The following is a 505-nucleotide window of genomic DNA, read 5'->3' on the forward strand; positions in this document are numbered from 1 at the left end:
AAACTTCGCTGTCATGCCGGCTTGTGCTGCCGCACGACCTTCCATTCATGCCAGATCAGCACCATGACGACAGCATCGAATACGGTCAGGACAAGCAGGCCGAACGAATGAGTGTAGGAGTAGCGGTAGACTTGATAGAACATAAATGCGCCCAGCGCCGCAAGCGATGCCGGATACGACCACAGCTTGCCTCTCAAAAGCCCGACAACGAGCAGCAGTTTTATCAGGCCGTGGCTAAGCAGGTAGAAGGCATAAAACTCCTTGCTGGCGACGGAAAAGTGGCTTGCCATCTGCGACAGATAGCCAGCTATGAAATCGTTCGGATCTTCGATCAATTCCTCTTGGGTGAATGTATTGACCCAGGAGGCAATGGCGTCGGTGGTGACGACATAAAGCAGGATCCCGCCCACGCATTCGATCAGGGCATGCGCCCCTTTAAGCCAGATGCTGAGCTCGAAAATCTGATGGATGCGGCGTTCGTCTACTGCTTTCACAAAATTCACCT

1 protein-coding gene is annotated in these 505 nt (G+C 53.1%); it reads right to left on the bottom strand.

The features are described from left to right. Window positions 1-11: 11 nt before the first annotated feature. Window positions 12-505 (bottom strand): DUF2127 domain-containing protein (locus NKH33_RS33195; protein WP_352923757.1); only part of this gene is annotated, 494 nt, incomplete at its 5' end.

This window comes from Mesorhizobium sp. M1182, assembly GCF_040318335.1.
In the GTDB taxonomy this organism is placed as follows: domain Bacteria; phylum Pseudomonadota; class Alphaproteobacteria; order Rhizobiales; family Rhizobiaceae; genus Mesorhizobium.